Source organism: Roseibium sp. (assembly GCF_965229775.1).
Classification (GTDB): Bacteria; Pseudomonadota; Alphaproteobacteria; order Rhizobiales; family Stappiaceae; genus Roseibium.
In genome coordinates this window covers 5,043,115-5,066,045 of sequence record NZ_OZ245929.1, presented here as the reverse complement: position 1 = coordinate 5,066,045, position 22,931 = coordinate 5,043,115, and the positions used below count along the sequence as shown (strand labels likewise).

Sequence of the window (22,931 nt, the reverse complement as noted above, 5' to 3'; positions counted from 1 at the left end):
GGACAATCACCTTCTATGAGATCCAGTCGAATCTCCTGGAACGGATTGTCTCATGTTGTCGCCCTCAGCCTCACCAGCACGTGCCCACGGTCTCCTGTGCGGCGACCTGCAGCCGGGTCCGTCCAACCTGATCACCGATGTCGCGGGCGTGACGGTCGGGCATCGCACCTTGCAGGAGGGCGATTTCAGGACCGGGTTCACGGCCATTCTCCCGCACGCCGGAAATCTCTTTCTGGAAAAACTGTCTGCCGGGGCGGACGTTATCAACGGATTCGGCAAGAGCGCGGGTCTTGTCCAGGTCGAGGAGCTTGGAACGCTTGAAACACCCATTCTCTTGACCAACACGTTCGCCGTGGGCACCGGGATCAACGCGCTGATCCGGCGGGAACTCTCGATCAACCCCGATGTCGACCGCTCCGGCGGCACGGTCAATCCGGTCGTCATGGAATGCAATGACGGGTATCTGAGCGATATTAACGCGATGGCGTTGAGCGAAGCGGATGCATTTGCCGCGCTTGAAGCTGCCGCGAGCGACTTCGAACAGGGCAGTGTGGGCGCCGGCACTGGCATCAGCGCGTTCGGCTTCAAGGGCGGGATCGGGTCCGCGTCGCGCGTCTTCGCGTTTGACCGCGGTGAGTTCACGCTCGGAGCCCTTGTGCAGGCGAATTTCGGCAAGCCGGGCGACCTCACGCTTCCCGACGGGCGCAAGCCCCGCCCGTCAGAGGCAGCGCAGACGCTTGAGCGCGGATCGGTGATCGTCGTTCTTGCCACCGATGTACCGCTTGAAAGCCGCCAGCTGAAGCGGATCGCGCGGCGCGCAGCTGCCGGTCTCGGGCGACTTGGTGCCTATTACGGCAACGGCAGCGGCGACATTGCGCTGGCGTTTTCCACCGCACAGCGCATTCCGCATTTCGCTGAAGGCGATTTCATCGTGCGCGATGTTCTGCGGGAAGATGGAATTGACATTCTGTTCAAGGCGGCGGCGGAGACCACGCAGGAAGCGGTTCTGAACGCCATGATCGCGTCCCCTGCAATGGACGGCTTCAAGGGCCGCAGCCGTTCGTCGTTGGCGGACTGGCTGAACGCCGAAAGGGCGTGAACAACAAAAAACCCCGGCCTTGCGGCCGGGGTTTTCGCGTTCAAAAGAGCAGGTGCTCTTAGACGGAGTAGTACATGTCGAACTCGACCGGGTGCGGCGTCATTTCGAAACGCTCGACTTCTTCCATCTTCAGCTCGATGTAAGCGTTGATCTGGTCGTCGTCGAAGACGCCACCGGCTTTCAGGAAATCGCGGTCGGCATCTACGGATTCAAGTGCTTCACGCAGAGAACCGCAAACCGTCGGGATTTCGGCCAGCTCTTCGGCAGGCAGATCATAAAGGTTCTTGTCCATTGCGTCGCCCGGATGGATCTTGTTCTTGATGCCGTCGAGGCCAGCCATCAGCAGAGCGGAGAAGCAGAGATACGGGTTTGCCGTCGGATCCGGGAAGCGAACTTCAACGCGCTTTGCCTTCGGCGAAGCGGTGAACGGAATGCGGCAGGACGCGGACCGGTTGCGCGAGGAGTAGGCCAGCAGAACCGGTGCTTCGTAACCCGGGACCAGACGCTTGTAGGAGTTGGTCGACGGGTTGGTGAAGGCGTTCAGCGCCTTTGCGTGTTTCAGAATTCCACCGATGAAGTAAAGGCAGGTCTCGGACAGGTCGGCATACTGGTTGCCGGCGAAGACCGGCTCTCCGCCGTTCCAGATGGAAAGGTGGCAGTGCATGCCCGTGCCGTTGTCGCCGAAAACCGGCTTCGGCATGAACGTGGACGTCTTGCCATAAGCGTGTGCGACCTGATGAACGACGTACTTGTAGACCTGCATGTTGTCGGCACAAGAGGTCAGTTTTTCAAACTTCATGCCGAGTTCGTGCTGAGCGGCAGCCACTTCGTGGTGGTGCTTTTCGGTCGGAACGCCCATTTCACCCATGACGGACAGCATTTCGGAGCGGATGTCCTGAGCACTGTCGACCGGCGGGACCGGGAAGTAGCCGCCCTTGGTACGCGGACGGTGGCCGAGGTTGCCGGTCTCATACTCGGAACCCATGTTGGACGGCAGTTCGGAACTGTCCAGGATGAAGCCGGTGTTATAGGGGTCAGCCGTGAAGCGAACGTCATCGAACATGAAGAATTCGGCTTCCGGACCAACATAGATCGTGTCACCGAAACCGCCGGACTTGACATAAGCTTCGGCTTTCTTTGCGGTCATGCGCGGATCGCGATTGTAGCCTTCGCCGGTGATCGGATCGATGATGTCGCAGAAAATCGCCATGGTGGACTGTGCGAAAAACGGGTCCATATGGGCAGATTCAGGATCGAGGATCAGCATCATGTCGGACTCGTTGATGGCCTTCCAGCCGGCAATCGACGACCCGTCAAAGGCGACACCTTCTGCGAACATGTCCTCGTCGACAAGTGCAACGTCCATTGTAACGTGCTGCATTTTACCGCGCGGGTCGGTAAAGCGCAGGTCGACGAATTTCACGTCCTTTTCCTGAATTTCCTTGAGGACGTCAGCGGCAGTGGTCATTATGTCCATCCCTTTGATTATCTTGTGAACGGTGGGTTTGGGTCCGGGCCTTCAGAGGGTTCCATTTTTCTCTGTTGGACAAGGCCGGAGTTCGGATTACCGGCGGCTGCCGGAATTGGGTGGGTCAGATGGCGTCGATACCGGATTCACCGGTACGGATGCGAACGGCTTCCTCGATATTCGAAACGAAGATCTTGCCGTCGCCGATGCGCCCTGTTTGCGCAGCCGAACGGATCGCGTCAACCGCTTTTTCGACCATATCGTCCCCAAGGACGATCTCGACTTTCACTTTTGGGAGAAAATCGACGACGTATTCGGCGCCTCTGTAAAGCTCCGTGTGGCCTTTTTGACGGCCGAAACCTTTCGCTTCGGTCACGGTGATGCCCTGAAGGCCGACTTCCTGCAAAGCCTCTTTGACCTCATCCAGCTTGAAGGGCTTTATGATCGCTTCGATCTTTTTCATCACCTTGTTTCTCTCTCCAAATTACATGCCGGACATGTCGGCAGGCTCATTTTTGGCCGATGACTTGAAGGCGAGCGCTCCCGTGCACCGGCGAAAACCGATGCTGTCCCTAAGCACGATGCGTGCCAACCGGGTTGCGTTTTTCGCGTCAATTTGGAAGTCCGGGAAAACAGCCAAGAAAAGTGGCAATTCGGCTTGCCAAAAGCGTGGATACCCATGTGCGCCGGCAAGAAGGTGGTTAAAAGATGGGCGATGTGATGAATAAATGTGCAAACTGGTGGCCCGCTTGTCATTGCTCGGATGAAATTCCATAAAAAGACGTGCTGGCCGTCTGGCCGCTTCCGGCGTTGAGAGTGTGTTTGTCATGACATCAGAATGTGGAAAATCGACTGCCGTTCTGCTCACGCCCGACGAGATGGGCCGTGCCGACAGACGGACGATTGAGGGGGGTGTGCCCGGGATCGTTCTGATGGAGCGGGCAGGGCAGGCCGTTGCCAGGACGGCGTCGGATCAGGTGTCTGCAGGGGCCAGGGTGCTGGTGCTCTGCGGGCCGGGCAATAACGGCGGCGACGGTTTCATCGCAGCGCGTTGCCTGGACATGTCGGGCTATTCCGTCAGTCTTTATCTGCTGAAGCCGCCGGAGACGCTCAAGGGAGATGCGCTTGAGGCATTCAAGCGTATGCATTCAGACATGCGCGGCTCGATTTCGTACCTCTCATCAGGGGATCGCATTTCTGATGGCTTCCTGGAAGACCTCCGTTCTGCAGATCTGGTCATCGATGCTTTGTTCGGGGCTGGTCTGGACCGACCGCTTGCCGGACCCGTTCTCGATCTTGTCGGCAGGATCAATCAGTCCGGCGTGCCCGTGGTTGCCGTTGATCTTCCCTCCGGCTTGAGCGGTGCCACGGGCGAAGTCCTCGGCGATGCGATCAAGTCGCGTGCGACCGTCACGTTTTTCCGGAAGAAGCCAGGGCATCTGCTCTTTCCCGGCAGGTCCTTGTGCGGGTCTATGAACGTTGCCGATATCGGCATCGATCCGGAGACACTGAAAGACATCGGTCCGAAGACGTTCGAAAACGGTCCCGGCCTCTGGCTGGACGCCTGGCCCATGCCTTCCGCGGGCGGGCACAAGTATTCCAGGGGGCACGCCGTGGTTTTCAGCGGGCCGATATCCGCGACCGGCGCGGCGCGATTGTCGGCCGGTGCCGCGCTCAGGGCCGGGGCGGGCCTGGTGACACTGGCATCGCCGCCCGATGCGATGATGGTCAACGCCTGCCACCTGACGGCCGTGATGCTGAAAAAGGTCGGTGACGGCGATGCGATCAGGGACTTTCTGGCCGACGCGCGACTGAACGCTCTCCTCGTCGGACCGGGTTTCGGTGTCGGTGCGCACACGCGGGACGTTGTCGCGGAGCTTTTGAATGCCGGACGTGCCCTTGTGCTGGATGCCGACGCGCTGACCAGCTTTGCCGAAGATCCGGGCCCCCTGTTCAATCAGACAAGCAAGGCCCGGGTTCCGGTTGTTCTGACACCGCACGAAGGCGAGTTTTCGCGCCTGTTTCCGGACATTACGGGAGACAGGCTTCAGCGGGCGCGGCAAGCCGCACGCACGTCGGACGCCATCATCGTCCTGAAAGGGCCGGATACCGTGATCGCATCGCCGGACGGCCGCGCAGCGATCAATTCAAACGCGCCGCCCTGGCTGGCAACGGCGGGGTCCGGCGACGTTCTCGCCGGTATTGTAACGGGCCTGCTCGCACAGGGCGTTCCGGCGTTTGAAGCCGGCTGCCAGGCGGTCTGGCTGCACGGGGAAGCAGGATCGCGAGCGGGGGCGGGACTCATCGCGGAAGATCTCGGACCCGCACTGCGTCCCGCCATCGCGGCGCTTGTGGACAAGCGCCGCGACATGGCCTCGTGAAGACATCTTTTTCCTTTGACGGAAAAACCTGCGGTGCTATAGAAGCCCCGCCTTGAGCGCAGCGCCTCCGGCCTGTTGCGATGCGGATGTGGTGAAATTGGCAGACACGCCAGATTTAGGTTCTGGTGCCGCAAGGCGTGGGGGTTCAAGTCCCTCCATCCGCACCAAAATCGACCTTTTTTGAGTTTGAGATCTTTGGCATTTCAACCGTGTTCAATCGGCTTAAGGACTTCGGTTTGAGTTTTGAATGTCAGTACTACCCTGTTCGGTATCATTCGGCCTCGATCCGATATCTGCCATCCCTGACAACAATGTTCGGTGGGACGAATGCGTGTTCGAATGCGTCATGGCCGAGTTTCAGATCATTCCAAAAAGCGTACCATGGGGATCGGCTGTAGCGCTTCAAGTTTGCTTCGGTCATTCGAAACGGGAAAATGTGGATGTCGAAGTGGTTCTTACCTTCTTTGAATGTCTCATTCGCGAGCAAATAGATCTCTTCGATGCCGGAATTGGTCATTGCATAACAGCCAATTGAAACGCAGTGGCCGTGTACCATCAGGAAACTACCGGTTCGCTGGTGTGATCGGTCAAATGCGTTCGGGAAACCGATGTTGAAGGAAAGGTGGTAGTTGCTGTTGGGGTTCATTTGCGCGGGAGTTACCCGATAAAATCCCTCTGGACTTTGCCGGTCTCCTTCCTTCAGTTTCGGACCCAGGTCACCGGAATAGGTACAAATCTCATATGTTTTGAAGTGCTTGAAGTGGGCTCCGGCTTTGACCCAAACTTCAAGCTCCCTTTGTTCCTTGAATACTCGCATGAAGACCGCTGCGCCGAGTTGAAGCCCCTTTTCTGAGAGTTCTGCAGCAAGAGCTGGTGTCAGACGCGTTTCGACTTCCGTCAGATTGGCGGAACCGGGAAGCCCGAATCTGCTGAGGATAGATCCTGCTTGGATATACAGCAAAGTTGCAACTACCAGAGCTGAAACCAAACCGACGGCAATTGGTTTTCTACCAACTCTCATATTCCTCCCTCCGCTCATTGCAACCTAGGCGAGTTTCGCAATGAAATGAGAGAGAAAAGAGACGGTTTTATGATCCCACTGCGGCTACTACTCCAACGCGAAGCCCCAAACCGTTCAAAATGGTGCTCTTGATGCCATTTTCACCGTAGGCATAGAGGCTTAAGACATCTCGTTGCGTTCACGCGATTAACAAAAACGTTCCGGCCCGATCCACTGCTGCTCCGAATACCGGTCACCATGGGCCCAGCCGACGGGAAGGGCGGTTTCGATCTTTTCCAGATCTGCTTCAGTAAGGGTCAGGTCCGCTCCGGAGATGCATTCGCGCAGATGTGCGACCGAGCGGGTACCGGGGATCGGGATGACATGGGGACCGCGTGCCAGGAGCCAGGCGTTGGCCAGACCCGCCGCCGTTGTTCCCATCCGGGCCGCCAGTTCGCGGAACCCCTGCATGATGCGCAGGTTTTCAGACAGGTTGGGCTCCATGAAGCGCGGGTTGCCGGCAAGAAAGGGGATGTCCCGGATCCGGTCCGCGGGGATCGGGTTGTCGGTCAGCAAAGACCGCCCGACCGGCGAGAAGGCAACCATGGCGACACCGAGTTCCGCGCAGGCCTGAACCAGTCCGAGTTCTGGAGCGCGCGTCGACAGTGAATATTCCGACTGAACAGCGGCCACGGGATGTGCCGTCATGGCGCGACGAAGCGTGGACGGGGACACCTCCGACAGCCCGATCGCCCGTGTCTTGCCCTTTTCGACCAGCCGGCCGAGATTGGCCGCCGTTTCCTCAGGTGTGAAGCGGGTGTCACGGCGATGCGCGTAAAACAGGTCCACGCAGTCCACACCCAGCCGCTGAAGGGATTTATCAAGTTCCGCTTCGAGGTGCTCCGCCGAGTTGTCAAAGGCCCGGTTGCCGTCTGCGTCCTTGGTGATCGTTGCCTTGGTGGCGATGATGAATTCGTGCCGGGCGCCCGGATTGGCCTTCAGGTAAGTCCCGATGGCGTTCTCCGATTTGCCCATGCCATAAATGTTGGCGGTGTCCAGATGGGTCACGCCGAGATCGCGGCAGGCGTCGAGGACCGCGTGGCTTGCCGCTTCGTTCGTGGCACCGTACATGTCGGAGAAGGACATCGCACCATACCCGATCGCGCTGATTTCCGGCCCGTTTGCACCCAGTCTGCGTCGTTCCATTTCAACCTCTAAGCTTCTGAATAACCAGATGGTATCGAGGGTCGGCAAGCTGCCGAGCCTCGTCGATTGCGCGTCTGCACCCTTTTGAAGGAGCGTGCAATGGGTCTCCTGAATGTTCTAGTGCGGTGAATTTGAAGTTCGCATCATTGCTGCAGCAGTCTCCGAAGCGAACTTGAAATTCGTAAACCGCACTAGAAACATAGACTTGCTAGTCACCTTCTTGAACCTGAAGTTCGTTCGAAGCCCGCTGCACAATGAGACGAACTTCAGATTCAGGTGACTAGGGTCAGGACCCATTAATTTGGATGAATTGGTAGCGATGAATTTGTTCGGATACGAGGCGCAAAGCTGCAGGAAACCGTCCGGTTTCCAAAGGTTTGCAACGACGTTGCCGGGCAAATTCACCCTATCGCTCAGCGACGCAAAAACGGCTTCGATCTGCTTCGTCAAACCGCTCAACCGGGCAGGAAGCCCGCTTGTCGCGCTTTTTCCTTGCAGCTCATCGCCGTTTGCTGCGCCAATTCAACCAAATTAGTGAGTCCTGACCCTAAGCGATAGACAGGGCGCGTCAAACCCTTGTTTGGTGTAGATGGGGTGTGAAACTTACCAACGCGGCCGCGCGCAGAAACGCGGTGTCCTGGCTCGCGGGCAGGGCCGGAATCGTCGGCAATTTCGGGCGTCTGCACTTGACACTTTCAGCCCCACGCTTTATCGCGCTCCCATCGTGCGCCCCGGAGTCCGCTTCGGGGTGAGGCGCTGCTATTTGAACGCTTTCGGAAAAAGGAAGGCGCAGGCGGCGCGGCACACGGGATTTAAAACAAAACCTCCGGAGCGAATTGCCGCTCGGGATCGAGGACGAAAAAACCCATGCAGGTAACCGAAACCCTCTCCGAGGGCCTCAAGCGAGAGCTCAAAATCGACATTCCGGCTGGTGATCTTGCCACCAAGCTCGAAGACTACATGGCGGACCTGAAGTCCAAGGCCAACATCAAAGGGTTCCGTCCGGGCAAAGTGCCGGTCGCGCACCTGAAGAAGATGTATGGTCGTCAGGCCATGGCGGAAATCCTGTCGAACACGATCCAGGAAACGACGCAGAAAGCTGTTGAAGAGCGCTCCGAGCGCCCGGCTTTGACGCCTGAAATCGATCTTCCGGAAGAAGAAGCCGAGAAGATCATGGCCGGCGATGCGGACCTGTCGTTCAAGATGAGCTATGACGTGCTGCCGGTATTCGAAATCGTCGACTTCGCCGGTTTCGAGATCGAGCGTCCGGTTGTCGAGATCGCCGACGAGGAAGTCGACACGCAGGTTGCCGACATCGCCAAGAACAACACGCCGTTCGACACCAAGGACGGCGCGGCGGAAGACGGCGACCGGGTCACCATGTCCTACCTGGGCAAGATCGACGGCGAGCCTTTCGAAGGCGGTGCGGATGAAAACGGTCAGCTTGTTCTCGGTTCGGGCCAGTTCATTCCCGGCTTCGAAGAGCAGCTTGTCGGTCTCAAGGCAGGTGACACCAAAGTTGTTGAAGTGAGCTTCCCCGAGGACTATCCGGCCGCGCATCTCGCCGGCAAGGCAGCGACATTCGATGTCGAGGTCAAGGAAGTGGCGGCGCCTGGCGACGTCAAGATCGACGATGAGTTCGCAACCGGTCTCGGCCTTGAGTCGCTCGAAAAGCTGAAGGAAATCGTGCGCGGCCAGATCGAGAGCCAGTTCGGCCAGATGACCCGCCAGCGCGTCAAGCGCCAGCTGCTCGACAAGCTCGACGAGCACTATTCCTTCGAACTTCCGGAAAAACTGCTGGATTCGGAATTCGAGATCGTCTGGCGTCAGGTCGAAGACGACATGAAGCGGAACGAGAAGACCTTCGAGGACGAAGACACGACCGAGGAAGAGGCGAAGGCGGAATACCGCAAGATCGCCGAACGGCGTGTGCGTCTCGGACTGGTTCTTTCCGAAATCGGCGAAAAGAACGACATCCAGGTCACCGACGAGGAATTGCAGCGCGCGCTCTATGACCGCGTTCGCCAGTTCCCGGGCCAGGAACAGCAGGTGTTCGAATACTACAAGAACAACCAGCAGGCCCTGGCTTCGCTGCGCGCACCGATCTACGAGGAAAAAGTCGTCGATTTCATGCTTGAACTTGCCAAGGTCACGGACAAGACGGTCACCAAGGAAGAGCTTGAAAAGCTGGTCGCGGAAGACGAAGACGACGCCTGAGTTCAGGCCTGATATCCCCAGATGCGGCCAAGGCCTTAACCTTGCCTTCATGTCGCATCTGCCATGAATTTGCGTTAAGGGCGACATCCCATATATACGGGATGTCGCTTTTTTCGAGTCGGGCCCCTGATCGATGCGCTTCAAGGGCCTGTGTCCAGTCCGGTGTCACCGGACATCATCTCAAGCATATGGATGAGGTATGAAGGATCCTGTCGATATCTACATGAACACTCTCGTGCCGATGGTCGTCGAGCAGACGAATCGCGGCGAGAGGGCCTTCGATATCTTTTCGCGCCTGCTGAAGGAGCGCATCATTTTCCTCACCGGCCCGGTCGAGGATCACATGGCAACCCTCGTCAGCGCGCAGCTTCTCTATCTGGAAGCCGATAACCCGAGCAAAGAAATCGCAATCTATATCAATTCACCGGGGGGGCTGGTCACCTCCGGTCTTGCGATCTACGACACGATGCAGTTCATCCGTCCGGCGGTTTCGACGCTGTGCATCGGACAGGCTGCCTCGATGGGATCGCTTCTTTTGGCTGCCGGCCAGAAGGACATGCGATTCATCCTGCCCAACGCGCGCGTGATGGTGCATCAGCCTTCCGGCGGGTTCAGAGGACAGGCGGCCGACATCATGCTTCATGCACAGGAAATCCTGGCAATGAAGCGCCGGCTGAATGAAATCTATGTGAAGCATACCGGACAGAGCCTTGATCAGGTTGAAGAAGCGCTCGAGCGCGACAACTTCATGACCGCCGAAAAGGCCAAGGAATTCGGTATCGTAGACAATGTGATCAGCGATCGCACCACCCTCGGCGGGGAAGCGGAAAGCTGACGTCGCTAAAACGATCTTAAGGAAGGATGCAGAATCCTTCCGAAAGATCGCACTTCGGCAGATTAATGCCGGGTTTTCATCTTCACCTTAAACCCATATTGATTTTTATTGGTGAAGCATGATGACTTAATATTGCGAAGCATCGCCCCCTGGGCGGCTTCAGAACGGTTCCGCCACAATTTGGCCGTGACGGGAACGATAAGGGGACAAGCCCCACAAACGCGAGGTTGACTACATGACAAAGGCCAGCGGCAGCGATTCCAAGAATACGCTCTACTGCTCCTTCTGCGGCAAAAGCCAGCACGAGGTTCGCAAGCTGATCGCCGGCCCGACTGTTTTCATTTGCGATGAATGTGTCGAGCTGTGCATGGATATCATCCGCGAGGAGAACAAGTCCTCGCTGGTGAAGTCACGGGACGGTATCCCGACCCCTCAGGAAATACGCGATGTTCTGGATGATTACGTCATCGGACAGGGCAGTGCGAAAAAGGTCCTGTCGGTCGCCGTTCACAACCACTACAAACGTCTGAACCACGCGTCGAAGAACAATGATGTTGAACTGGCAAAGTCCAACATCCTGCTCGTCGGTCCGACCGGCTGCGGCAAGACGCTTCTGGCGCAGACACTTGCACGCATCCTGGATGTGCCCTTTACGATGGCCGACGCGACCACGCTGACGGAAGCCGGCTATGTCGGCGAAGATGTCGAGAACATCATCCTGAAGCTGCTCCAGTCAGCCGACTACAATGTCGAGCGCGCGCAGCGTGGCATCGTGTACATCGACGAAGTCGACAAGATCAGCCGCAAGGCCGACAATCCGTCGATCACGCGCGATGTCTCCGGTGAAGGCGTGCAGCAGGCCCTCCTGAAGATCATGGAAGGGACGGTTGCCTCGGTTCCGCCGCAGGGCGGCAGAAAGCATCCGCAGCAGGAGTTCCTGCAGGTGGACACGACGAACATCCTGTTCATCTGCGGTGGTGCCTTTGCGGGTCTCGACAAGATCATTTCCGATCGCGGAACGCAGACATCCATCGGCTTCCAGGCGCGGGTCGAAGCACCGGAAGACCGGCGCATCGGCGAACTGTTTGCGGAGCTGGAGCCGGAAGACTTGTTGAAGTTCGGTCTCATTCCGGAATTCGTCGGCCGCCTTCCGGTGATCGCAACGCTTGAGGATCTCGACGAAGATGCCCTGGTGACGATCCTGACCGAGCCGAAGAATGCGCTCGTGAAGCAGTATCAGCGGCTGTTCGAGATGGAACAGGTCGAACTTGCGTTCCACGATGAAGCGCTGAAGGCGATCGCGCGCAAGGCGATCGAGCGCAAGACGGGAGCGCGCGGGTTGCGGTCCATCCTTGAATCCATCCTGCTGGACACGATGTACGAGCTGCCTGGTCTCAAGGGTGTCAAGGAAGTGGTGATTTCGCCTGAAGTCGTCAAAGGCGAGGCACGACCGCTCTATATCTACGAGGATCGCGAAGAAACGTCGGCAACGAGTGCCTGACGAAGGGGCTTGTCTTTCCGTCAAACAATCACGAAATGCCGCTCGCACAGGGCGGCATTTTGTTTTTTGTCCATTGTTTCCGCACAACCGCAGCGTTTTCCACCGGATGTGTGAGTCGTCAACAGACTAGACCAATTTGCGAACAAAACCTGCCTTGACACCAGGAGTGCTGGTGTCCACCTAATAGGACTGACGACGGCTCGTGCGAATTGCAGGACGCTCGCTAGGGGTGCTGCGGTTCGGCCAGTCGGAAACTTCTCCGAAAGCCGTTTTTCAGTGTTTCGGTTGCTTTCTTGAATGGGGCCGGGACACGCTGAGAAAGGAAAAAAAATGAGCGACGCAGAAATCCGCGCCACCGACGCAGACAGCACTGCTGTCTATCCCGTTCTGCCACTGCGCGACATTGTCGTGTTCCCGCACATGATCGTTCCGCTCTTCGTTGGTCGTGAAAAATCGATCAAGGCGCTCGAAGAGGTTATGACGACCGACAAGCACATTCTTCTGGCGACCCAGAAAAATGCGGCTGATGATGATCCGAATTCGGACCAGATCTACGACGTCGGTACGCTCGCCACCGTGCTGCAGCTCCTGAAATTGCCCGACAACACCGTGAAGGTGCTTGTCGAAGGCGGCGCACGCGCGCAGATCGGTGAGTACACCGACCGCACGGACTATTTCGAGGCGTCGGCGACGGTGCTGCCCGAACGCGATGGCGAGAACATCGAGGTTGAAGCTCTCGCACGCTCAGTGGTCTCGGAATTCGAGAATTACGTGAAGCTGAACAAGAAGGTTTCGCCCGAGGTTCTGGGCGCGGTCAACCAGATCGACGACTACTCGAAACTCGCTGACACGATCGCCTCGCACCTTGCGATCAAGATTCCCGAGAAGCAGGAAATTCTCGGCGTGGTGTCGGTTGCCGAGCGTCTTGAGCGTGTTCTCGGCATGATGGAGAGCGAGATCTCCGTTCTCCAGGTCGAAAAACGGATCCGTTCGCGCGTCAAGCGCCAGATGGAGAAGACCCAGCGCGAGTACTACCTGAATGAGCAGATGAAGGCCATTCAGAAGGAACTCGGCGACAGCGAGGACGGCCGCGACGAGGTCGCCGAGCTTGAAGAAAAGATCAAGAAGACCAAGCTGACCAAGGAAGCGCGCGAGCGTGCGGCTGCGGAAATCAAGAAGCTCAAGCAGATGAGCCCGATGTCCGCGGAAGCAACGGTTGTGCGCAACTATCTCGACTGGCTGATCGGCATTCCGTGGAACAAGAAATCCAAGGTGAAGCACGATCTCGCGCTTGCCGAGAAGGTTCTGGACACCGATCACTACGGTCTGGACAAGGTCAAGGAGCGGATCGTCGAGTATCTCGCCGTTCAAAGCCGTGCCAACAAGCTTCGCGGGCCTATCCTCTGCCTCGTCGGGCCTCCCGGCGTCGGTAAAACGTCGCTCGGAAAGTCCATCGCGAAGGCGACTGGCCGCGAATTCGTGCGCATGTCGCTTGGCGGCGTCCGTGACGAAGCCGAGATCCGGGGACACCGCCGCACCTATATCGGTTCGATGCCCGGCAAGGTCATCCAGTCGATGAAAAAGGCCAAGAAATCCAACCCGCTGTTCCTGCTCGACGAGATCGACAAGATGGGGATGGATTTCCGCGGAGACCCGTCTTCGGCGCTGCTGGAGGTTCTCGATCCGGAACAGAACTCGTCCTTCATGGATCATTACCTGGAGGTCGAGTACGACCTGTCCGACGTGATGTTCGTGACGACGGCGAACACGCTCAACATTCCGGGGCCTCTGATGGACCGGATGGAGATCATCCGGATCGCCGGGTACACCGAGGAAGAGAAAGTCGAAATCTGCCGCCGTCACCTCATTCCGAAGGCCGAAAAGGATCATGGACTGCGGGACGGCGAATTCGCGATTGAAGACGACGCGCTGCAGTTTGTCGTGCGCCGCTACACCCGCGAAGCAGGTGTCCGTAATCTTGAACGCGAAATGGCGACCCTTGCCCGTAAGGCGGTCAAGGACATCCTGATGAGCGACAAGGACAGCATCACGGTAACGACGGAAGTGGTCGAGGACTACCTTGGCGTTCCGCGGTATCGCTATGGTGAAGCGGAGCTGGAAGACCAGGTCGGTGTCGTCACCGGTCTTGCGTGGACGGAAGTCGGCGGTGAACTCCTGACGATTGAAGGGGTGATGATGCCCGGCAAGGGCAAGATGACCGTCACCGGGAACCTGAAAGACGTCATGAAGGAGTCCATCTCTGCGGCGGCGTCCTATGTCCGCTCGCGCGCTGTCGACTTCGGCATTGAACCGCCGAATTTCGACAAGAAAGACATCCACGTGCACGTTCCGGAAGGAGCGACGCCGAAGGACGGGCCGTCTGCGGGCATCGCCATGGCTACGGCCGTTATTTCGACCATGACCGGGATTCCCGTTCGCCGCGATGTGGCCATGACCGGTGAGATCACGCTTCGCGGCAGGGTGCTGCCGATCGGTGGGCTGAAGGAAAAACTTCTGGCTGCGCTGCGCGGTGGGATCAAGCTGGTGATGATCCCGGAAGACAACGCGAAGGACCTTGCCGACATACCGGACTCGGTCAAGAACTCGCTCGAAATCATCCCGGTCTCCGGCATGGAAGAAGTTCTGAAGAACGCGCTCGTGCGTCTTCCGGAGCCGATCGAGTGGGATGAAAGTGCCGCTGAAGCCGCCGCCAAGGCGAGTGAATCGGACAAGGACAAGTCGGGCGTTTTGGCGCACTAAAAGCCGATTTGCACCGCACAAAACGAGGAGCCCCGGAGATTCCGGGGCTTTTCTTTTGAATAATCGGTAGAAATGGCGGTTTTCTGCGAAAAAACCACTTGCGTTTCGTCTCAATTCGCCCGAATTTCGCGCAACGGCGCTGACAGGAATCGTCGGCACTCTGCCGTTTCTTAGAAAGGTATCTGCTATGAATAAGAACGATCTGGTCGCAGCTGTTGCAGAAAAGACCGGCCTCACCAAGGCGCAGGCGGGCGAAGCAGTTGACGCAACTTTTGAAGCTGTAACGGAAACGCTGAAAAGCGGCGACGAAGTACGCATCATCGGTTTCGGCAACTTCACCGTTTCCGCTCGGGCTGCAACGGAAGGCCGCAATCCGCGGACTGGCGAAACGATCCAGATCCCGGCTTCCAAGACGCCGAAGTTCAAGGCCGGCAAAGGCCTGAAAGACGCCGTGAACGCATAAGTTCATACGCGCAAGACTGTCTTGAAAGCCCCGTTCCCGGTTTTCGGGGGCGGGGCTTTTGCTTTTCCAGAATGCCGTGTGCGTTGTTCCGTGTCGGCTGACCCGTTTCGGTGTAGTCTTGAAGATGAAGACCTCACGAGTGAGCGGTGATTCCCATGAGCTTGCAGGCATTGATCGGGCGGCGGCAACGAGCATTGTTCGATGCCTGGGTGCGCAACCCGCTGGTGCAGGTGCAGGTCGAGCATCCCGATAGCCTGGGCCGCCTGGTGTTTCTGAATGAGTTCGATGACGCGGTTGCCACGGAACGGGCCGGGTGGCGCAGTCTGAAGAATGTCGCGATCGTCAGCAAACCGGGAAACCCGGACGAGAACACCAGTGTCTGGGTGAGGGCGGGCTATGCGTCCTATCAGAAGGCCTGGCTGGGTTTCGTGAACCAGGTCTACGGCATCAAGGCAACCAGCAGCGATCTGGCCGGCTACAACATCGATCATCTTCTGAACAAGGCCCGCAGTCCAAACAAGGCAGGGTTCATTCGCATCGAGGCCGTCAATGATGCCGTGAACCAGGCCTGGGGCGGATTGTTCGAGCGTGCGGCCAGCAATCCGGAGTTTTCCGCCAACAGGAACCGGTATCGCCGGACCATGTCCTGGATCATCGCGGCCAAACTCATGGGGCAGCCACCGCCGAAAGGTCCGAATGATCACCTTGGCATTGCAAGGCTGGCGCAGTTTTTCTCCCAGAACGGTCTCGCTCAGGACAATCCGCAGCAGGGTCTGACCGAAATGCTGGAATTCGCCTACCGGTTTCGCCAGGGTACGGACACATAGATGAGGCTGAAATGGTTTGAGGCGGATTGCTTCTCCTCAAGGAGCGGAAGCGCAGGAAATGTGGTTCATTTTCAAGCCTTTCGCGACGCCGGGGAGGCGCAATCCGTTCAAATCCGAAGGACATGGAAATGGCTTTACCCCGTGGCGTCAGAGTGCTTGACCGGGCAAGAAGCCCGCTCCGCGCACCCTTCCTAACGGGACTTCGCCATTTCCCATGCCATTTCAGTCTCATTTATGAGTCCGTACCCTAGAGCGCGATCCCGCTCCCCGATCTGCCAGCGGACACCTTCGGCACCGTGCAGTCTGTTGATCCGGCCCATGGTTTATTCACATCCATGATTTCCAATGGTTTTCAGGACTGGTCTTGGCCGCGGATGCGTTCACAGAGCGTCGTTCGCAAGTCATCCACAGGCGGAAAAACGAAGGAAAAATTCTTTGAATTTTGTACTTGCCAAGAGAGGAGGGACCACCTAAAAGGCGTCTCACCTCGTTGAGGGCGATTAGCTCAGTTGGTAGAGCGCTTCGTTTACACCGAAGATGTCGGGAGTTCGAGTCTCTCATCGCCCACCATTCCCTCCCTACATCTTCCGCTGCCTGAACTGCTTGGATTGTGGCACACGAACGTGGTGGCGGTACAGTTGCGTCAGGATTGCGCAAGATCCACTCTTGCCACACAACGGCGATGCTCACCTCTGGTCCGGGGCGGGCGTTGATATGCCGTGCCTTCTGCAGGTGGACGCCGTCTTCGCGGTGCGCGATAAATCCTGGCGGTGCGCGGGTGCGCGCATGAGCAGGAAATTGTTTTTTCTCAAGGGGTTCCAAGTTTCACACCGAGCGTGGGAATTTGCGTTCGGCCTATCCGAAGCAGCGGGTTATCCACACCTCAGCCGAGCGCCGAGGCACTTGCCGGTCACGGTTTTGGTCGGCTTTCGCAAAAACGACATGTTTCGTGCAAGTGGGCGCTTGACTTCGCCCCTCAGCCGCCGTAAATCAGCGCCACTTCACGGCAACGCGCTGTTGCCGCACGAAGCGGGTGTAGCTCAGTTGGTTAGAGTGCCGGCCTGTCACGCCGGAGGTCGCGGGTTCGAGCCCCGTCACTCGCGCCACTCTCCTCAGGATACAGGGTATCGGTTGGGAGACGTGGCGAGATACCGTGAATGTGCGGGTGTAGCTCAGTTGGTTAGAGTGCCGGCCTGTCACGCCGGAGGTCGCGGGTTCGAGCCCCGTCACTCGCGCCACTCACGGTTCCCTTCCAGTGTCATAAATTCCCCCCGAATTTCGCCTTTGAAAGACGTCTGGCGGCCCTCCGCCGCGTACAGATCGCTCACGTCTTGTTCAGCTGACCCGGTTTTGATCGGAAAACGGCGGGCGGACTGGTAATGCGCGCCGTTTTGGGCTTGAATCCGATTCTTGTTTTGGCTGGGATATCAAGGCAGGTGCGGCATAATTGCGCTCCACCCGAGCAAAGTTTTACCGCCGGGACAAATTGGCTAAACTGCAGGTGAGGACAGGGGTCGTCGGGAATTTGGTTCGAGTATGGCAAGACTTTGACCACACGGGGTCTTGCGCTGCAACAAGTCGTAAGATAAGCGTGCGCTCGCATGTTGGTTTTATCGACTGGCGGGTCCGTTCCGGTCTGACGGCATTTCAGGCAGAGGATGAACCCTGGCTCCGGATCAAGTCCCGATCCACTCCAGATGCAAGGACGCGAAAGATATGGAAGAACTCTTGCGGGAATATGTCCCGATCGTCGTGTTCATCGGCATTGCGCTCGTTATCGGGCTCGCCCTGCTGATCTCTCCATTCCTTCTGGCTTACAAGAACCCGGATCCTGAAAAACTCTCCGCATATGAGTGCGGTTTCAACGCATTTGATGACGCGCGCATGAAGTTCGACGTGCGGTTCTATCTCGTCGCGATCCTGTTCATCATTTTCGATCTCGAGGTGGCCTTCCTGTTTCCGTGGTCAACGGTCTTCGGTGAACTCGGCTGGTACGGTTTCTGGTCGATGATGGTGTTTCTCGGGGTTCTGACGGTCGGCTTCATCTACGAGTGGAAAAAGGGAGCGTTGGAATGGGACTGACCACGACCGAGCCGCTTGTCGCGCCGCAGTCGAAGGGCATCATCGATCCCAACACCGGCAAGCCGGTCGGTGAAGACGATGCGTTCTTCCTGGAAGTGAACAACGAACTTGCGGACAAGGGCTTTCTTGTCACGTCGACGGACAATCTCATCCAATGGGCGCGCACGGGCTCCCTGATGTGGATGACATTCGGGCTGGCCTGTTGCGCCGTCGAGATGATGCAGATGTCGATGCCGCGTTACGACGCGGAACGGTTCGGTTTTGCACCGCGCGCATCTCCGCGCCAGTCCGATGTGATGATCGTCGCCGGAACGCTGACGAACAAGATGGCGCCGGCTCTGCGCAAGGTCTACGACCAGATGCCCGAACCGCGCTACGTGATTTCGATGGGCTCCTGCGCGAATGGCGGTGGCTACTACCACTATTCCTATTCCGTGGTTCGCGGCTGCGACCGCGTCGTGCCGGTCGACATCTATGTCCCCGGATGTCCTCCGACGGCCGAGGCGCTTCTCTATGGGGTCCTGCTGCTGCAGAAGAAGATCCGGCGAACCGGAACGATCGAACGCTAGTGAACTCAGCCGCCGTCCGCGGCTGATTTGTGGTGGGCGGGTGTTGAACGCTCCAGCGGAAAACACCCGATGAATGAGGTTGAACACGATGGACGAGACGCTAACGGAACTCGCTGAGCATATCGAACTCGGCCTGGGCGAGTCGCTGGTGTCCTGGCAGCTGCAATATGGTGAGCTGACACTGACCGTGAACGCCACGGACATACTCGACGTCGTGCGGTTCCTTCGCGACAACAGTTCATGCAAGTTCGTGAACCTGACCGACATTTGCGGCGTTGATTATCCCGCGCGCGAAAAGCGGTTCGATGTCGTCTATCATTTCCTCTCGCCCGTGCAGAACCAGCGCATCCGCGTCAAGCTGGAAACGGATGAAAACTCCCAGGTGGCGTCGCTGACGCCGCTTTTCCCCGGGGCCGAGTGGTTCGAGCGCGAAGCCTATGACATGTACGGCATTCTCTTCACGGGGCATCCCGATCTTCGCCGGATCCTGACCGACTACGGGTTTGACGGCCATCCGCTGCGCAAGGACTTTCCGGTCACGGGTTTTGTCGAAGTCCGGTATGACGACGAGAAGAAGCGGGTCGTCTACGAGCCGGTCCGCCTCAACCAGGAAATGCGCACATTCGACTTTCTTTCTCCCTGGGAAGGCACCGACTACGTGCTTCCGGGTGATGAAAAAGCAACGACGAACTAAGGCTGGTCCAGATGGCTGAGGCTCAGGTCAGAAATTTCAATATCAACTTCGGTCCGCAGCATCCGGCCGCGCACGGCGTTCTTCGCCTTGTTCTGGAGCTTGACGGCGAAGTGGTGACCCGCGTCGATCCGCATATCGGACTTCTGCATCGCGGCACCGAAAAGCTGATCGAACAGAAGACCTATCTTCAGGCGGTGCCTTATTTCGACCGGCTTGACTATGTCGCTCCGATGAACCAGGAGCACGCCTTCGCGATGGCGGTGGAGCGCCTGCTGGATATCGAGGTTCCCAAGCGCGGCCAGCTTGTGCGCGTTCTCTATTCCGAAATCGGGCGCATCCTGTCACATCTTCTCAACGTCACGACCCAGGCCATGGATGTCGGCGCGCTCACGCCGCCGCTCTGGGGCTTCGAGCCGCGCGAAGAACTGATGGTGTTTTACGAGCGTGCCTGTGGCGCGCGCATGCATGCGGCCTATGTGCGTCCGGGCGGGGTGCACCAGGACCTGCCGCGTGATCTTCTGGACGATATCTGGGATTTCTGCGATCCGTTTCTGCAGACGCTCGATGATATCGAAGGTCTTCTGACCGACAACCGTATTTTCAAGCAGCGCAACGTCGATATCGGCGTCGTCGATCTGGATGACGCCTGGGCCTGGGGCTTTTCCGGCGTCATGGTGCGCGGTTCCGGCGCCGCGTGGGACCTGCGCAAGTCGCAGCCCTATGAGTGCTACTCGGATCTGGAATTCGATATTCCGATCGGCAAGAACGGCGACTGCTATGACCGCTACCTGATCCGCATGGAAGAAATGCGCCAGTCGATCCGGATCATGAAGCAGTGCCTGGAAAAACTGACGGTCGAGACAGGTCCTGTCTCCTCGGTCGACGGCAAGATCGTGCCGCCGAAGCGCGGTGAAATGAAACGCTCCATGGAAGCGCTGATTCACCACTTCAAGCTCTATACCGAAGGCTATCATGTGCCTGCCGGAGAGGTTTATGCCGCCGTGGAAGCGCCGAAGGGCGAGTTCGGCGTCTATCTCGTGTCCGACGGCACCAACAAGCCTTACCGGTGCAAGATCAAGGCGCCGGGATATGCGCACCTTCAGGCCATGGATTTCCTGTGCCGCGGCCACATGCTGGCCGACGTTTCGGCCGTTCTGGGTTCCATGGACATCGTTTTTGGCGAGGTGGACCGCTGATGCGGCCAATTTGCCGACAGATTGTGACAACGGCGGCCGTTTCTGCGGTTGCGGTCAGTTTTTTAGAACGGGGATGACACCATGGCAGTTCGCCGACTTGCCGCGGAACAACCAGACAGCTTCGAGTTCACGGAAAAGAACCTTTCGTGGGCAAAGAAGCTGATCGACCGCTATCCGGCCGGCCGTCAGGCGTCGGCGGTCATTCCGCTCTTGTGGCGCGCCCAGGAACAGAATGACGGCTGGGTGAGCGAGCCCGCGATCCGCTACGTTGCCGACCTCCTCGACATGCCCAACATCCGGGTTCTGGAAGTTGCGACCTTCTACACGATGTTCCAGCTGCAGCCGGTCGGAAAGAAAGCGCATATCCAGGTCTGCGGCACCACGCCCTGCCAGCTTCGCGGATCGGAAGACCTGATCAAGGTCTGCAAATCACGCATTGCCAAGCACATGCACGAGATCTCGGAAGACGGCCTGTTTTCCTGGGAGGAGGTGGAATGCCTGGGTGCGTGCGTGAACGCACCGATGGTGCAGATCTTCAAGGACACCTATGAGGACCTGACGCCGGAAAGCTTCGAGAACCTGATCGACGATATTGCCGCCGGTAGAGAAGTCACGCCCGGACCGCAGAACGGCAGGCGCTTCGCGATGGCCGAGGGCGGCCTGACCAGTCTGACCGAGCTTGAGGATACCACCGAAGGCACCCTCCCGATCGCGCATGTCGTCGACGGCGCAGAAAAAGCATCACATTTTTTCGCCGGTGCCGCGATCAATTCAGGCGGTAACGACTATGACGGCGTTCCGACACCTGCCGAGGATGCGGTTGAGAAGGTAAGAGCGGCCTTCGCGGCGAAATCAGAGGTAAAAGCTGAACCCGCGCCGGCCAAGAAGACCGAGCCGAAGCCGAAGGCAGCTGAAAAGAAAGAGCCCGAAGCGCCGAAAGCTGCGGATAGCAAGCCTGCCCCCAAGAAGGCAAAGGCTTCTGCGTCTGGCGCCGAGACCCGAGCCGTTGAAGAAAAAGCGCCGGAAACGCTCACTGCAGCGCGAGACGGCAAGCCGGACGATCTCAAGAAATTGAAGGGTGTAGGGCCGAAACTTGAAGCAACACTTCATGAGCTTGGCTTTTATCACTTCGACCAGGTCGCCAACTGGGGGCCGGCGGAAGTCGCGTGGGTCGACAGCCGTCTGAAGTTCAAGGGCCGCATCGAACGCGACGGCTGGATCGAGCAAGCCAAGATCCTGGCCGCCGGTGAGGACACAGAATTTTCCAAGCGTGTGGAAGCCGGTGACGTGGCTTCTTCGAAAAGCGAAGACTAGGGGGAAGAGATGCTGAAAGATCAGGATCGGATCTTCACCAACATTTACGGTCTGCATGACTGGGGTCTGGAAGGCGCGAAACAGCGCGGCCAGTGGGACAACACCAAGGCACTGCTCGACAAGGGACGCGACTGGATCATCCAGGAAATGAAGGATTCGGGCCTGCGCGGCCGCGGTGGCGCGGGTTTCCCGACTGGCCTGAAATGGTCCTTCATGCCCAAGGAATCCGACGGACGGCCGGCTTACCTCGTGGTGAATGCGGACGAGTCGGAGCCCGGGACCTGCAAGGACCGGGAAATCCTGCGCCACGACCCGCACACGCTGGTGGAAGGGTGCCTTGTCGCCGGTTTCGCGATGAATGCCGTTGCCGCCTACATCTACGTCCGCGGCGAATTCATCCGCGAGCGTGAGCGTCTGCAGTCGGCAATCGATCAGGCCTACGACGCGGGCCTCATCGGCAAGAACAACAAGAACGGCTACGATTTCGACATCTACGTGCACCACGGTGCCGGGGCCTATATTTGCGGCGAAGAGACAGCTCTGCTGGAAAGTCTGGAAGGCAAGAAGGGTCAGCCCCGCCTGAAACCGCCGTTTCCCGCCAATGTTGGCCTTTATGGCTGCCCGACCACGGTGAACAACGTGGAATCGATCGCGGTCGCGCCGACGATCCTGCGCCGCGGGGCCGCCTGGTTTTCCGCTCTTGGCCGTCCGAACAACACCGGGACCAAGCTTTTCTGCGTATCCGGACACGTCAATCAGCCGGCTACCTTCGAAGAGGAACTGGGCGTTCCGTTCTCCGAGATGATCGACAAGCATTGCGGCGGCATTCGCGGCGGCTGGGACAACCTTCTCGCGGTAATCCCGGGCGGGTCGTCCGTGCCGTGCTGCACGGCGGACGAGATCAAGGATGCGCCGATGGATTTCGACACGCTGCGCGGCATGGGATCCGGTCTTGGAACCGCTGCGGTGATCGTGATGGACAAGTCGACGGACATCATCAAGGCGATCGCGCGGCTGTCCTATTTCTACAAGCACGAAAGCTGCGGCCAGTGCACGCCGTGCCGCGAGGGCACGGGCTGGATGTGGCGTGTCATGGAACGCATGGTGAAGGGCGAATCTTCCTACGAGGAAATCGACATGCTCTTCAAGGTGACCAAGCAGGTCGAAGGCCATACAATTTGCGCGCTCGGCGACGCGGCTGCGTGGCCGATCCAGGGTTTGATCAAGAATTTCCGGCCGGTCATCGAACAGCGCATCGATGACTATGTCGCCAAGTCGAAGTCGTCTTCGACCATGGTGGCGGCTGAGTAAGCGGAACG

19 protein-coding genes and 4 tRNA genes are annotated in these 22,931 nt (G+C 58.2%); 18 read left to right on the top strand and 5 right to left on the bottom strand.

Features of this window, described 5'->3' with window-relative positions; genetic code table 11:
* The first annotated feature begins 52 nt into the window (after positions 1 to 52).
* Positions 53 to 1,099 (top strand): P1 family peptidase, encoded by a 1,047-nt coding sequence (locus tag ACO07N_RS22835; protein ID WP_421983215.1) that lies wholly within the window; start codon positions 53 to 55, stop codon positions 1,097 to 1,099.
* 58 nt (positions 1,100 to 1,157) lie between these two features.
* Here the strand turns inward: ACO07N_RS22835 and glnA are convergent, their stop codons facing one another.
* The 3 genes from glnA to ACO07N_RS22820 form a co-directional block, all read right to left on the bottom strand.
* The gene (gene glnA, locus ACO07N_RS22830) at positions 1,158 to 2,567 is read right to left on the bottom strand and encodes a type I glutamate--ammonia ligase (RefSeq protein ID WP_421983214.1); all 1,410 of its coding nucleotides are present in this window, start codon (positions 2,565 to 2,567) and stop codon (positions 1,158 to 1,160) included.
* A gap of 124 nt (positions 2,568 to 2,691) precedes the next feature.
* The gene (locus ACO07N_RS22825) at positions 2,692 to 3,030 is read right to left on the bottom strand and encodes a P-II family nitrogen regulator (RefSeq protein ID WP_006934743.1); all 339 of its coding nucleotides are present in this window, start codon (positions 3,028 to 3,030) and stop codon (positions 2,692 to 2,694) included.
* A gap of 21 nt (positions 3,031 to 3,051) precedes the next feature.
* The gene (locus tag ACO07N_RS22820; RefSeq protein ID WP_421983213.1) at positions 3,052 to 3,396 is read right to left on the bottom strand and encodes a hypothetical protein; all 345 of its coding nucleotides are present in this window, start codon (positions 3,394 to 3,396) and stop codon (positions 3,052 to 3,054) included.
* Here ACO07N_RS22820 and ACO07N_RS22815 point away from each other — a divergent pair.
* Positions 3,395 to 4,948 carry an NAD(P)H-hydrate dehydratase gene (locus tag ACO07N_RS22815; protein WP_421983212.1) on the top strand — a complete coding sequence of 518 codons (1,554 nt, stop codon included), beginning with the start codon at positions 3,395 to 3,397 and terminating at the stop codon, positions 4,946 to 4,948. The two genes, ACO07N_RS22820 and ACO07N_RS22815, sit on opposite strands and share 2 nt — an antisense overlap.
* Before the next feature lie 82 nt (positions 4,949 to 5,030).
* Positions 5,031 to 5,115 (top strand) — tRNA-Leu (locus ACO07N_RS22810).
* Between the two features lie 104 nt (positions 5,116 to 5,219).
* Here ACO07N_RS22810 and ACO07N_RS22805 read toward each other — a convergent pair.
* Together ACO07N_RS22805 and ACO07N_RS22800 are read right to left on the bottom strand one after the other, a co-directional pair.
* Positions 5,220 to 5,969: a L,D-transpeptidase family protein gene (locus ACO07N_RS22805; protein ID WP_421983211.1), complete on the bottom strand. Its 750-nt coding sequence runs from the start codon at positions 5,967 to 5,969 to the stop codon at positions 5,220 to 5,222.
* 186 nt (positions 5,970 to 6,155) lie between these two features.
* Positions 6,156 to 7,154: an aldo/keto reductase gene (locus ACO07N_RS22800; RefSeq protein ID WP_421983210.1), complete on the bottom strand. Its 999-nt coding sequence runs from the start codon at positions 7,152 to 7,154 to the stop codon at positions 6,156 to 6,158.
* 867 nt (positions 7,155 to 8,021) lie between these two features.
* On the opposite strand from ACO07N_RS22800, the gene tig reads away from it, so the two are divergent.
* From tig to nuoF, 15 genes are all read left to right on the top strand, one after another.
* Positions 8,022 to 9,371 carry a trigger factor gene (gene tig / locus ACO07N_RS22795; RefSeq protein WP_421983209.1) on the top strand — a complete coding sequence of 450 codons (1,350 nt, stop codon included), beginning with the start codon at positions 8,022 to 8,024 and terminating at the stop codon, positions 9,369 to 9,371.
* Positions 9,372 to 9,570: 199 nt separating this feature from the next.
* Complete coding sequence (locus ACO07N_RS22790; RefSeq protein ID WP_421983208.1) at positions 9,571 to 10,206, top strand: ATP-dependent Clp protease proteolytic subunit; 636 nt, start codon at positions 9,571 to 9,573, stop codon at positions 10,204 to 10,206.
* Between the two features lie 235 nt (positions 10,207 to 10,441).
* Positions 10,442 to 11,707, top strand: a complete 1,266-nt coding sequence (gene clpX, locus ACO07N_RS22785; protein ID WP_306143751.1) for an ATP-dependent Clp protease ATP-binding subunit ClpX — start codon at positions 10,442 to 10,444, stop codon at positions 11,705 to 11,707.
* A gap of 330 nt (positions 11,708 to 12,037) precedes the next feature.
* The gene (lon, locus tag ACO07N_RS22780; RefSeq protein ID WP_421983207.1) at positions 12,038 to 14,467 is read left to right on the top strand and encodes an endopeptidase La; all 2,430 of its coding nucleotides are present in this window, start codon (positions 12,038 to 12,040) and stop codon (positions 14,465 to 14,467) included.
* A 187-nt stretch (positions 14,468 to 14,654) separates the two neighbouring features.
* Positions 14,655 to 14,930: an HU family DNA-binding protein gene (locus ACO07N_RS22775; protein ID WP_306143749.1), complete on the top strand. Its 276-nt coding sequence runs from the start codon at positions 14,655 to 14,657 to the stop codon at positions 14,928 to 14,930.
* 155 nt (positions 14,931 to 15,085) lie between these two features.
* On the top strand, positions 15,086 to 15,757 hold the full coding sequence (locus ACO07N_RS22770; protein ID WP_421983206.1) for a hypothetical protein: 672 nt from the start codon (positions 15,086 to 15,088) through the stop codon (positions 15,755 to 15,757).
* A gap of 494 nt (positions 15,758 to 16,251) precedes the next feature.
* Positions 16,252 to 16,327: transfer RNA gene (locus ACO07N_RS22765), tRNA-Val, on the top strand.
* Positions 16,328 to 16,786: 459 nt separating this feature from the next.
* A tRNA-Asp gene (locus ACO07N_RS22760) sits at positions 16,787 to 16,863 on the top strand.
* A 55-nt stretch (positions 16,864 to 16,918) separates the two neighbouring features.
* A tRNA-Asp gene (locus ACO07N_RS22755) sits at positions 16,919 to 16,995 on the top strand.
* Between the two features lie 478 nt (positions 16,996 to 17,473).
* A complete protein-coding gene (locus tag ACO07N_RS22750) occupies positions 17,474 to 17,839 on the top strand; it encodes an NADH-quinone oxidoreductase subunit A (protein ID WP_306143746.1) in 366 nt (121 codons plus the stop codon).
* Positions 17,830 to 18,408 carry a NuoB/complex I 20 kDa subunit family protein gene (locus ACO07N_RS22745; RefSeq protein ID WP_299484012.1) on the top strand — a complete coding sequence of 193 codons (579 nt, stop codon included), beginning with the start codon at positions 17,830 to 17,832 and terminating at the stop codon, positions 18,406 to 18,408. Before ACO07N_RS22750 ends, ACO07N_RS22745 begins: the two co-directional genes overlap by 10 nt.
* Positions 18,409 to 18,496: 88 nt before the next feature.
* Positions 18,497 to 19,102: an NADH-quinone oxidoreductase subunit C gene (locus tag ACO07N_RS22740; protein ID WP_319387673.1), complete on the top strand. Its 606-nt coding sequence runs from the start codon at positions 18,497 to 18,499 to the stop codon at positions 19,100 to 19,102.
* Between the two features lie 11 nt (positions 19,103 to 19,113).
* Positions 19,114 to 20,298, top strand: coding sequence for an NADH-quinone oxidoreductase subunit D (locus ACO07N_RS22735; protein WP_306143743.1), 1,185 nt, complete (start codon positions 19,114 to 19,116; stop codon positions 20,296 to 20,298).
* Between the two features lie 81 nt (positions 20,299 to 20,379).
* Complete coding sequence (locus ACO07N_RS22730; protein WP_421983205.1) at positions 20,380 to 21,612, top strand: NADH-quinone oxidoreductase subunit E; 1,233 nt, start codon at positions 20,380 to 20,382, stop codon at positions 21,610 to 21,612.
* A 9-nt stretch (positions 21,613 to 21,621) separates the two neighbouring features.
* Complete coding sequence (nuoF, locus tag ACO07N_RS22725; RefSeq protein ID WP_319382330.1) at positions 21,622 to 22,923, top strand: NADH-quinone oxidoreductase subunit NuoF; 1,302 nt, start codon at positions 21,622 to 21,624, stop codon at positions 22,921 to 22,923.
* Positions 22,924 to 22,931 lie beyond the last annotated feature (8 nt).

Excerpts from the sequence above, each read along its gene's own strand:
- lon (WP_421983207.1), top strand. The coding sequence starts at position 12,038 with ATGAGCGACGCAGAAATCCGCGCCACCGACGCAGACAGCACTGCTGTC.
- clpX (WP_306143751.1), top strand. The coding sequence starts at position 10,442 with ATGACAAAGGCCAGCGGCAGCGATTCCAAGAATACGCTCTACTGCTCC.
- ACO07N_RS22745 (WP_299484012.1), top strand. The coding sequence starts at position 17,830 with ATGGGACTGACCACGACCGAGCCGCTTGTCGCGCCGCAGTCGAAGGGC.
- glnA (WP_421983214.1), bottom strand. The coding sequence starts at position 2,567 with ATGACCACTGCCGCTGACGTCCTCAAGGAAATTCAGGAAAAGGACGTG.
- ACO07N_RS22735 (WP_306143743.1), top strand. The coding sequence starts at position 19,114 with ATGGCTGAGGCTCAGGTCAGAAATTTCAATATCAACTTCGGTCCGCAG.
- ACO07N_RS22730 (WP_421983205.1), top strand. The coding sequence starts at position 20,380 with ATGGCAGTTCGCCGACTTGCCGCGGAACAACCAGACAGCTTCGAGTTC.
- tig (WP_421983209.1), top strand. The coding sequence starts at position 8,022 with ATGCAGGTAACCGAAACCCTCTCCGAGGGCCTCAAGCGAGAGCTCAAA.
- ACO07N_RS22805 (WP_421983211.1), bottom strand. The coding sequence starts at position 5,969 with ATGAGAGTTGGTAGAAAACCAATTGCCGTCGGTTTGGTTTCAGCTCTG.
- nuoF (WP_319382330.1), top strand. The coding sequence starts at position 21,622 with ATGCTGAAAGATCAGGATCGGATCTTCACCAACATTTACGGTCTGCAT.
- ACO07N_RS22775 (WP_306143749.1), top strand. The coding sequence starts at position 14,655 with ATGAATAAGAACGATCTGGTCGCAGCTGTTGCAGAAAAGACCGGCCTC.
- ACO07N_RS22815 (WP_421983212.1), top strand. The coding sequence starts at position 3,395 with ATGACATCAGAATGTGGAAAATCGACTGCCGTTCTGCTCACGCCCGAC.
- ACO07N_RS22770 (WP_421983206.1), top strand. The coding sequence starts at position 15,086 with ATGAGCTTGCAGGCATTGATCGGGCGGCGGCAACGAGCATTGTTCGAT.
- ACO07N_RS22800 (WP_421983210.1), bottom strand. The coding sequence starts at position 7,154 with ATGGAACGACGCAGACTGGGTGCAAACGGGCCGGAAATCAGCGCGATC.
- ACO07N_RS22750 (WP_306143746.1), top strand. The coding sequence starts at position 17,474 with ATGGAAGAACTCTTGCGGGAATATGTCCCGATCGTCGTGTTCATCGGC.
- ACO07N_RS22740 (WP_319387673.1), top strand. The coding sequence starts at position 18,497 with ATGGACGAGACGCTAACGGAACTCGCTGAGCATATCGAACTCGGCCTG.
- ACO07N_RS22825 (WP_006934743.1), bottom strand. The coding sequence starts at position 3,030 with ATGAAAAAGATCGAAGCGATCATAAAGCCCTTCAAGCTGGATGAGGTC.
- ACO07N_RS22790 (WP_421983208.1), top strand. The coding sequence starts at position 9,571 with ATGAAGGATCCTGTCGATATCTACATGAACACTCTCGTGCCGATGGTC.
- ACO07N_RS22820 (WP_421983213.1), bottom strand. The coding sequence starts at position 3,396 with ATGACAAACACACTCTCAACGCCGGAAGCGGCCAGACGGCCAGCACGT.
- ACO07N_RS22835 (WP_421983215.1), top strand. The coding sequence starts at position 53 with ATGTTGTCGCCCTCAGCCTCACCAGCACGTGCCCACGGTCTCCTGTGC.